We start from the raw sequence: 9,866 nt of genomic DNA on the forward strand, positions 1-9,866 counted from the left end.
TATGCACGCTGAAGACATGGATGCTGAATCAAGTTCAGCATGACACCAAGAAAAACAGCAAAATCAATCGTTTTTACAGACATAGCCATTAAAAAGGAGACAGAAAAATGTTCGGGGAAAAATTCAAAAGAAAATACGCGCTTTCAGACAAAGGCGTTTCAAACACAAAAAAAGGAATGTTCTGGACAATTATCGTGAACCTGATTGTCATGGGCGGAATGGGAATCCTCTATTTTTTGATGGAAGGATTCATGAAAACTCACACAAAAGGCGAAGCCCTTCCAAAAACGGCATTTTTCATCGCGCTGATTCTTGGATTCGTCGTCCTCTCGCTTTTGACGCACATTCAGCAGTACCGTTCGACTTACGGCCTGGTTTACGGCGAAATCAAGGAGATGAGAATCGGGATTGCCGAGCGACTCCGAAAGCTGCCCCTTTCCTTTTTCGGAAAGCGTGATTTGGCGGATTTGACCGAGACAATTATGAGCGACGTGAACCGCATGGAGCATGTCTGGTCGCACGTCTTAGGCTATCTCTACGGCTCCTACGTTTCAACCGCGATTGTGGCTGTAATGCTTGCCTTTTGTGACTGGCGTCTTATGATTTCCTGCCTTTGGGGAGTTCCCGTCGCCTTCGTACTTTTATTCGGCTCAAGAAAGATGGCAAAGCGGAATGCTAGAAAAAACAAAAAAAGCAAGTCTTGCCGTCTCCGACATCATGCAGGAAACAATCGAAAATCTCCGGGAAATTCACGCGACAAACCAGGAAGAAAAATTCCTTTCAGAAGTGAACAAAACGATTGATTTTCAGGAAAAGACGATGATTAAAGGCGAGCTTGCCACAGGAATCTTCGTGAACGCGGCCAGCGTCATCATGCGCCTCGGTGTCGCCACGACGATTCTCACAGGCGCGAACCTTATTCTTTCCGGGCAAGTTGATTTTATGACGCTCTTCATGTTTCTTCTCGTGATTACGCGAGTGTACGCTCCGTTCGACCAGAGCCTTGCCCTAATTGCGGAAGTGTTCATGTCGGAAGTGTCGGCCGAGCGGCTCATGGAAATCTACGACACAAAATCTGCCGGCGGAAAAAGCGAATTCAAGCCGAACGGACACGACATCGTTTTTGACAATGTTTCATTCTCCTATTCCGACGGAAAAGTTCTGGACGGAGTTTCGTTCACCGCAAAGGAAGGCGAAGTCACGGCCCTCGTAGGCGAGAGCGGAAGCGGAAAATCAACCTGCGCCCGACTTGCGGCCCGCCTTTGGGACGCGGACAGCGGAAAAATCACCGTGGGCGGAATCGACATAGACACAATCGAGCCGGAAACGCTTTTGACAGATTACTCGATGGTCTTTCAGGATGTAGTTCTTTTTGACGACACCGTTATGGAAAACATCAGGCTCGGAAAACACGGCGCGACGGACGAAGAAGTAATGCAGGCGGCTCGGGATGCCAAATGCGACGAGTTCGTGCAGAAACTTGCCGACGGCTACAACACAAAAATCGGCGAGAACGGCACCAAACTTTCAGGTGGCGAGCGGCAGAGAATCTCAATCGCCCGCGCCCTTCTCAAAAACGCGCCGATTGTACTTTTGGACGAAGCCACCGCCTCCCTTGATGTTGAAAACGAAAGCAAAGTGCAGTCGGCCCTTTCCCGCCTCTTGAAAGGCAAAACCGTCCTCGTCATCGCCCACCGAATGCGCACCGTGGAAAACGCGGACAAAATCGTAGTCTTGAAAGACGGAAAAGTCGCTGAACAAGGAAGCCCAAGCCAGTTGAAAGCAAAAGAAGGTTCACTCTTCGTAAAAATGCACGACTTGCAGGCAAAAGAAGCCAAGTGGAGCGTGTAACGCGGAGCGCAAAATCCCCAGGCTGTCCAAAAACTCGAAACTTTAGAGTCACCCCGAATTCGTTTCGGGGGCTCGTACAAAAAATGTAGTGTAGCTGCCGAAATAAATTCGGCATGACGCAAGTTTTTAGACAAGCTACCCGTCACGCTGAACTTGCAGCAAAGATTCCGAATCAAATTCGAAATAACATGGGTGATATTCGGAATGACAAAAATGTAATTTTAAAAAGTCCTATCAAATTCACTTCTTCGGAGTTACGGGCTTTTTCGGCTGTTTTGGCCTTTTTTCCGCAGTCGGTTGCTTTTTGTTTTTATTTGTCGAGACCGCTTTTTTGCCTTCGTCAGTGTTAAAATTCGCTTTCAGATAGAAATTTTCTATGGGCTGGTAGCCCAAGGGAGCGACAAGCTCATTCCAGTTCTTCGGAAGCTTGATTTCCGTGGTGACGAATCCGCCGCCGGGCATGACCTGCACTTTGTTTCGGTTTGCGTCTCCTGTGACGAGGAAGGCCGTGTCGCCTTTGTTCATCGTGGCGATTGTCATAATTTCGTCTTCGGCAACAATCGGCTTTAGCCATTCGGGTGTAGGCGTGAGTTTTGCCTGCTCAGCCTCGTCTTTTGCAAGCATTTCGTAATGCTCGTCAAAGCTTCGCCGTTTGAACTGCTGACTTCCTGTGTTCGCCCAGTAGTGAGCGTAGGTGCGAAGTGCAAGAGGACGGCGGGCGGTCTCAATCAGCGCGTCTTCCAAATCCGATTTTGTCTTGTATTCCTTTGCAAGGTCCTTTGCCACATATTCGGTGATGAAAACGGTGCGCGGAACCTGCGGCTTTGTGTTTCCAAGTCCGTTCTGCTGTTTTTCTGTAATATCGAAGGCCATAAGATTCATGATTTTTTCGGCATCGTCTGTAGCTGGCGTAATGTTGTTTCCCCATGCAAGCGCGCTTCCCGCTGTGATTGTGTTTGCGTTCAAATCGAATCCCTGCTGAACATGGTACGGCTTCCATCCGATTTTCGCGCACGCTTCGTCGTCTTCGCTGAATGTGAATGGCGTGAGATAGCCAAAAGAGCCCATTCGGTTTTCTTTGACGTAGTAGCCGCCAATGTTGAGCATAGCCAAATCAATGAATCGTCCCAGAGCTTTGTTTGCTTTTTCGCTTATCATTCCCTGCTGATTGTCGATTCCGAGCTGGCGGGCAAGCGGGCCGTTGAGCCATGCAAACGGAGTCCAGCCGTGAGTTGAGGCAAGGGGTTTTCTCCATTCTCCGTTGTTCATTCCCTGCACAAACGCAATGCAGACTGGCATGAACTCAGGCGGGACTCCTGCCATTACAGCATTTGCCGCCACCGTGTAAACCGTACATTCCCGGTAAGCAAGGGCAAAAGTGCCGAGGACATCGCTTCCCTTAAAGCCTGTGAATTTAAGATACTCCTGAATCTTTTCGTCAGTTGGCGGAACAACTGGAAGTCCGTCAGTCCAGCCGTTAATCTGCATGTATTCCTGAATCTCGTCGTAATTTCCGTAATAGATGATTTCATCGGCCGGCCGTTTTCCTTCGGGAGCATATTTTGCGATTTCTTCTTTTGTAATCTGTGTTGTAAGGGCATTTTTTATCTGCGGCCAGAGAACTTCCCTTGCATTCTTTTTGAGTTCGTCCGTGGAATGGGAAGCAAAGGCTCCCGGATATTCTGCCGTGCGAAGGACTGGAACGCCACGGTTTACGCCAGTTGAATGAACCTGAGCCACGAAAGTTGGAGCGGCAACGGTTACGGTCGGAATCCCGATATATTCTGCTGCGATGGAGTCTCCCGTTTCTTTTGTGGTGCAAAGCCCGCAGCCACAGTTTCCAACGATTACGGCATCAACTTTGAGTTCTTTGAGTTTTTCCTGAAAAGCGCGAGTCTTTTCTGTCTGCCCGAAAACTGAATATGGCCCTGCCTGACCGATATCGTCAAACATGTAGATTTTTGCGGTGGGAAATTCTTTTTCGATGCAACGCTTAAGCTCGTTGTGGGTGGTGACTGCCATAAAAGAGCCGCCCACAAGCGCGATTGTCTTTCCTTTGAGATTGTCGAGCCTTTTTACCTGTTTAATCATTGGCACATCGTGATAGCCCACCGGGGAAACGATTGCGTAGTTTTCACGACCGTCGTCGGCATACTGGGGAACAAAGCAAACGCCGTCCACACATTCATCGGGATTGGTGCTGTATTTTGTCGCGGCAAAAGCGGTGTTTGAGATTGTCGAAAATAGCACGGCAAGTGCGGCACACAGTGAAATCAGTTTTTTCATAAGAGTCTCCCAGTTACTTTGCAAACAGCCAGTCAAGTATATCTTCCGACAAACCTTCTTTGCTAGTTTTTTTTGTGGTCATATCCTTCCAGAATCTTTATATGGGCATTGCCGCCGTTATATTGCAGCTCTGCGACAATATCAGCATTGCGCTTTACTTTTTGCGATGCAATTTCATCGTCACTTTTGGTTAAGCGCAAGGCATTGTCCTTTGCGTCGGGATTCGACACGACATCGTTGCTTCCTATGACTGCATACAGTGCCGTTTTTAGCAGATTTTCCAAATTTACATCGCTTGGCGACGAGGCGATTGCGACCGCTTTTTCAGCAAAATCGGGGTACTGACTTGCCATCGCCCAGATGCCGCTTCCGCCTTTTGATGCGCCTGCAATGTATATGTGCGCACAGCCGTGTTCCCGCGCAAATGTTTCGCAAAGCGATTTTAAGTCTGCGGAAATTGCACGCCACGGTGTATTTTCAGGGCATTGGGGAGCAAGCACAAACGCGCTGACTCCGTGCTTTTCGATATAAGAAGCCGCATCCAAAGCCGGGGTGCGCTCCATCTGCTTTTGATTGTCCGTGCCGCTCGCAGAATTTCCGTGCAAGAACACGAAAAGCACCGGTTCGCCAGCACCTGCATTGAACTGCTTGTAGCGGTAGGGAATGTTCAGCGATTCTCCCTCGAATGTAGCGGCGAGAAAATCATTTCCCGTTTTAAGCGGTCTCTCAGGTCTTTTTGTTCCCGCGAATGCGGTGTTTGAGCCTGTCGAAACCACCAGTGCGAGAGCCACTCCTGTAAGAAGAAATTCCTTTAGTTTTTTCATAAATGCCTCCAAAAGCAAGTGCGCAAGGGATTGTAGGGGCGGCGTAAGCCGTTCCGAAGCGGCGGTGGTTGAGTAGGAAGCGAAGCGACCGTATCGAAACCACCAGAGCGTAGGAATAGAGCGCGGTTAGCGCGGAACCCCGAAAAGCCCGACCCTCGCTTGTCGAGGGTTGCGCCCATATTTCATGGTAAATTATACAGGCAGATAAAGGCGGCTGCTTTTGTTTTTTTCTATAGAGTTTCTATAAAAAATTATAGACTTCTACCTGCAAAAATCGTGGTACAATACAGCATGCCTAAAATTCTGATTGTCGAAGATAACGAAGGAATTGTCTCTTTTGTAAAAAGCGAGCTGGAACTTGAAGATTTTGAAACCTGCGTTGCTTTGGACGGGCGGACTGCGCTTGAAATGTTTGCGCGCGAAAAACCAGACCTTGTACTTTTGGACATAATGCTGCCCGAATTGAGCGGGCTTGAAGTTCTCCGAAGAATCCGAAAGCACGACGAGGACACGCCCGTAATTCTCGTGACTGCCCGCGACGAAACTGACGACAAAGTTACCGGATTGAATCTTGGTTCCGACGACTACATCACAAAACCGTTTAAAATCGAAGAACTGCTTGCAAGAATCCAGGCGGTTTTACGGCGAACAGAAAAAATCAAAAAGCTTTCCGAATCCATGAAAAATGGCGAAAAAGTGCCGGAAACCGGCGAAAGACGAAACGGAGAGCTTTTGTTGAAGCAAAATTCGATGGAAGTGTTCGTCAAAAATGCAAAAATCGAGCTTTCGAAGACGGAATATCTTCTTCTGAACTTTTTTATGGAAAATATCGGCTCTGTAATTGAACGCGACAAGCTTGTTGACAAAGTGTGGGGCGAAAATCACGCGACAAATCCCAACAATCTCGACATTTTTATCAGCCAGCTCCGAAAAAAAATCCGTGAGCATTCAGACTTTGAATACATCGCTACGGTTCGGGGGGTGGGATTTAAAATGGAAAAACAGAGCGTAAATGAGGAATGAAAAATGAAAAAAGCGATTAAGCACTCTTTTGCACTCACCTTTGCTTTCCTCATTCTGTTTATGAATTTGTTTTTTCTGATGAGGATTTCTTTGCGCGACACGCAGGCAAAAAAACTGGAAGGAACGACGGCGGAACTTTTTGCCCAAATAAATGACGGAAATTTTTCAAACCTACAGACAAGCCAGAAAGATGTTGATTTTGTAATTTATGCGCTAAAATCAAAAAAAATCCTCGCAGCAAACAGGGATTTTCTTCCACTGCTGCCGCTTGCAAAAGGCATTCAGCGGTATTCACTCAAAAACCCAAAAAACACCGAAAAAAAAATTGAGATTTTGTATCTGTGCAGGAATTACGAGCTTTCCGGCGGAAAAATAGTCTGCATTCAAGTTTCCGTTCCCACGGAAAAGGAACTTCCGCAAAAACTTCTTGCGCTCATTCCCCGCTCAATTTTAAAAATCCTCATTCCGCTCATTCTGATTTTATTTTTCGCACTCGCATTTTATTTTCTTCGCCTTGAAAAAAAATACGACACGCAAAAAGAATTCATCGCGAATGTGAGCCACGAACTAAAAACGCCGGTCGCAGTAATTTCTGGCCATGCCGATTTGCTCCGCCGCCACGGAAAGAAACTTCTCGAAAAAAACGAAAGTGAATTTGAAAAATCAGTCACTCTTATCTCAAAAGAAAGCGAGAAGATGACAAAAATCATACTGAATCTATTGGAACTTACCCGCCTGGAAAACCGCCTCACGAAGCCAAAAAAAGAAGAAATCATCGTGCAGGATTTTTTTGAGGAAATCAGGGCAGAAAACGAGAAAAATATTTTGATAGAAATTGAGCCGTTTCCAAAAAAACTCGCAATTTCCAGCGACAGGAACTTACTCAGCCAAATTTTTTCAATCGCAATCGAAAACTCAAAAAAACACGCAGAAACCGAAAACTTAAAAATAAGCCTTTGCGCAGAAAAATCCGGCAGAAAAACAGCACTCACAATCCGCGACAACGGCAAAGGATTTTCAAAAGAAGCACTTTCCCACGCCTTCGACCGATTCTTTTCCGGCGACAAATCCCACAAAAAAGGCAGCGGAATCGGCCTGAGCATCGCAAAATCAATCGCCCGCGTGCTTGGCGCAAAACTCCGGCTTGAAAACGACAGAGGGGCCGTAGTAAAGATTTTGGTGTAAAAAAACGCCAGCCTCCCATTCAGAAGACTGGCGTTTTTTCTTTCTTCGTGGTGGTTTCGACTGCGCTCAACCACCGAAAAAACTATTCATTAAACTCACTTACGAGAGCTGAAACCGTAGCCTTAGCGTCTCCGTAAATCATTACAGTATTGTCGTTCGTGAAGAGTGGGTTCTCTACACCAGAGAATCCCGTACCCTTTCCGCGCTTCAATACGAATACTGTGCGAGCTTCGTGAGCGTTTACGATTGGCATACCGTAGAGTGGTGAGCTTTCGTCGTTGATAGCGTCAGGGTTAACAACGTCGTTCGCACCGATGACGATTGCGACGTCCACGTTGCTCATCTGCGGGTTCATCTCGTCAGCTGTTTTGAGCTGCTCGTATGGAACATTTGCCTCAGCAAGCAATACGTTCATGTGTCCTGGCATACGGCCTGCAACCGGGTGGATTGCGAAGTTTACTTCTGCACCGTTCTCTTCAAGCTTGTCGCAAAGCTCTTTTACAGCGTGCTGAGCCTGAGCTACAGCCATACCGTAACCTGGAACGAATACAACATTCTTTGCAGCTTCGAGAATCATGTAAGCATCCTCTACAGACATAGCCTTCGGTTCCTTTGCAGGGCCTGCAGCACCCTTCTTCTTCTGACCGCCGAAGCTCTTGAAGAGGAGTGAGGCGAATGTGCGGTTCATAGCCTTACACATAATCAATGTAAGAATCAAACCAGAAGCACCTACGAGACATCCAGAAACTACAAGTACAGTGTTGTTGATTGCAAAACCTGCGAAAGCGGCAGCCAAACCAGACAAAGCGTTCAAGAACGAAATGATAACCGGCATATCACCGCCACCAATCGGAATTACCATCGTGAATCCCAAAAGGAGGAAGATTGCTGTACAAGCGATAACACCACATTTCTCGATTTCAGCGAATCCGAACGGATTTTCAGCAGTGAAGAATGAGTAAGCAACAATAGAAGCAAGTCCGAGCACGCACAAAACACCGTTTACAGCGTTCTTAGCAGGAATTACCCAGCCCTTAAAAGTCATTTTTCCGCTCAATTTGCCCCAAGCAACCAGAGAACCAGTGAATGCAACAGCACCGATTGCGATTGTAAGACCGAGTGAAACAGCTGTGAAGTAGTCACCTTTTTCTGCTGCGATGTACTGAGTCAAAGCAACGAGAAGTGAAGAAAGACCACCGAAACCGTTGAACAAAGCAACGAGCTCTGGCATTCCGGTCATCTTAACTTTCTTTGACCAAATTGCACCAATAATAGTTCCCAAAAGGACAGCTACGATAATCCAGCAGTAACCGTTTGCCAAAAGCGGATTTCCGCCCCATGCAGCTGCATCCGTAGAGAATGCGCTCATAACATCTTTCTGAATCAAAACGGTAACACACGCAATCAACATACCGACTGCTGAATATGCGTTACCCTTGCGTGCTGTATCAGTCTTTCCGAGCAATTTAATACCGCGGATAAAGAAGATACAAGAAACCATGTAAAGAATTTTAATAGCTATATCAGACATTTCTCAGCACCTCTTATTTCTTAGAGTCCTTTTTCTTGAACATACCAAGCATTCGGTCTGTTACCATGTAACCACCGATTACGTTGATAGTAGCAAAAACAATAGCGAGGAAGCCAAGAACAGCTCCGACTTTTCCACCGATTTTAACGGCAGCCGCTGTTATAGAAATAGCACCAACAACTGTGATACCAGAAATAGCGTTAGTTCCTGACATCAGCGGCGTGTGCAACTGTGAAGGAACTTTTGCAATCAACTCCAATCCAAGGAAAGCAGCAATTACAAATACGAAAATAAGCATTATATCCATAATTTTCTCCAATTTGTCACCCTGAACTTGTTTCAGGGGCTTTTTAAGGGCGTTCATCGCAACCAGAGGTTGCTTCACGAGTTTTGTTCCAAAACTCGCACGGTCGGGCTTTGCGCACTTCCGCTATCGCTCCATACCGCAAGCGGTACTGCTTCGCAGGTGCTACAATCCCTAACGCATTTGCCAGATTCCAGTCTATCTATCCTGTTCAAAATCTTTTAGATATTTGTCTCGAATATCTTTCTTAATTTCTTCGTCCGGACCATAATTGTTATCCAATGCAATATTTTCAAAGTCATTAATGGTACAACCAGAAATTAAAAAAACGAACAGAATCAACAGAATCTTAGCAAAATGTCTTTTCATTCTTACGCCTTGAATCTTTCGTGGATAATTTTTCCACCCTGAGTGAGCAAGCAGCCCTTCATGATGTCATCTTCCATGTTGACATTGAATTCTTTTGCTTCTTTGTTGTAGAAACCAGCATGTGTGAGGAAAGCCGTAATGTTTCCAGAGAACATCTTTGAAGCATCATACGGAACCTGTCGCTCAAGCAAATCACCAGACATGATTGTAACGCCGTTCTCTGTAACAACGTTCTCGAAGAGCTTAGACCCCTCAACGTTTCCGCCTGTTGAACAAGCCATATCGACTACGATTGAGCCTGGCTGCATGCGGTCAAGAACGTTCTTTTCGATGAGGCGTGGAGCCTTGCGTCCGAATACTTTTGCAGTTGTGATGACGATGTTTGCCTTCTCACAAACTTTAGCCTGTGCTTCCTTCTGTTTTGCGATCTGCTCCGGAGTAAGCTCTTTTGCGTATCCTTGTGCAGTCTGACCCATTTCACCGAGGTCGATTT

General features: G+C 46.5%; 9 protein-coding genes. 4 read left to right on the forward strand and 5 right to left on the reverse strand.

Annotated features, from left to right (window positions below):
- Window positions 1-107 precede the first annotated feature (107 nt).
- Window positions 108-803 (forward strand): ABC transporter transmembrane domain-containing protein, encoded by a 696-nt coding sequence (locus tag JI65_RS17425; RefSeq protein ID WP_277950601.1) that lies wholly within the window; start codon window positions 108-110, stop codon window positions 801-803.
- Window positions 718-1,851, forward strand: coding sequence for an ABC transporter ATP-binding protein (locus JI65_RS17430; protein ID WP_277950602.1), 1,134 nt, complete (start codon window positions 718-720; stop codon window positions 1,849-1,851). The genes JI65_RS17425 and JI65_RS17430 overlap by 86 nt, the downstream gene beginning before the upstream one ends.
- A gap of 240 nt (window positions 1,852-2,091) precedes the next feature.
- Here the strand turns inward: JI65_RS17430 and JI65_RS12535 are convergent, their stop codons facing one another.
- Together JI65_RS12535 and JI65_RS12540 are read right to left on the reverse strand one after the other, a co-directional pair.
- The gene (locus JI65_RS12535; RefSeq protein ID WP_191017159.1) at window positions 2,092-4,137 is read right to left on the reverse strand and encodes a UGSC family (seleno)protein; all 2,046 of its coding nucleotides are present in this window, start codon (window positions 4,135-4,137) and stop codon (window positions 2,092-2,094) included.
- 62 nt (window positions 4,138-4,199) lie between these two features.
- Complete coding sequence (locus JI65_RS12540; protein ID WP_191017161.1) at window positions 4,200-4,961, reverse strand: hypothetical protein; 762 nt, start codon at window positions 4,959-4,961, stop codon at window positions 4,200-4,202.
- A 291-nt stretch (window positions 4,962-5,252) separates the two neighbouring features.
- Between JI65_RS12540 and JI65_RS12545 the strand changes: the two genes are divergently transcribed.
- Together JI65_RS12545 and JI65_RS12550 are read left to right on the forward strand one after the other, a co-directional pair.
- A complete protein-coding gene (locus JI65_RS12545) occupies window positions 5,253-5,984 on the forward strand; it encodes a response regulator transcription factor (protein ID WP_191017163.1) in 732 nt (243 codons plus the stop codon).
- A 3-nt stretch (window positions 5,985-5,987) separates the two neighbouring features.
- Window positions 5,988-7,169 (forward strand): sensor histidine kinase, encoded by a 1,182-nt coding sequence (locus tag JI65_RS12550; RefSeq protein WP_191017165.1) that lies wholly within the window; start codon window positions 5,988-5,990, stop codon window positions 7,167-7,169.
- A gap of 82 nt (window positions 7,170-7,251) precedes the next feature.
- Here the strand turns inward: JI65_RS12550 and JI65_RS12555 are convergent, their stop codons facing one another.
- The 3 genes from JI65_RS12555 to JI65_RS12565 all read right to left on the reverse strand — a co-directional run.
- Window positions 7,252-8,700, reverse strand: a complete 1,449-nt coding sequence (locus JI65_RS12555; protein ID WP_191017167.1) for an NAD(P)(+) transhydrogenase (Re/Si-specific) subunit beta — start codon at window positions 8,698-8,700, stop codon at window positions 7,252-7,254.
- Window positions 8,701-8,713: 13 nt separating this feature from the next.
- Complete coding sequence (locus JI65_RS12560; RefSeq protein WP_002706748.1) at window positions 8,714-9,007, reverse strand: NAD(P) transhydrogenase subunit alpha part 2; 294 nt, start codon at window positions 9,005-9,007, stop codon at window positions 8,714-8,716.
- Between the two features lie 368 nt (window positions 9,008-9,375).
- The coding region (locus tag JI65_RS12565) for a Rossmann-fold NAD(P)-binding domain-containing protein (protein ID WP_479694091.1) at window positions 9,376-9,866 on the reverse strand (491 nt) is incomplete at its 5' end.

The sequence above is a fragment of the Treponema zioleckii genome (assembly GCF_014737315.1).
Lineage (GTDB): Bacteria > Spirochaetota > Spirochaetia > Treponematales > Treponemataceae > Treponema_D > Treponema_D zioleckii.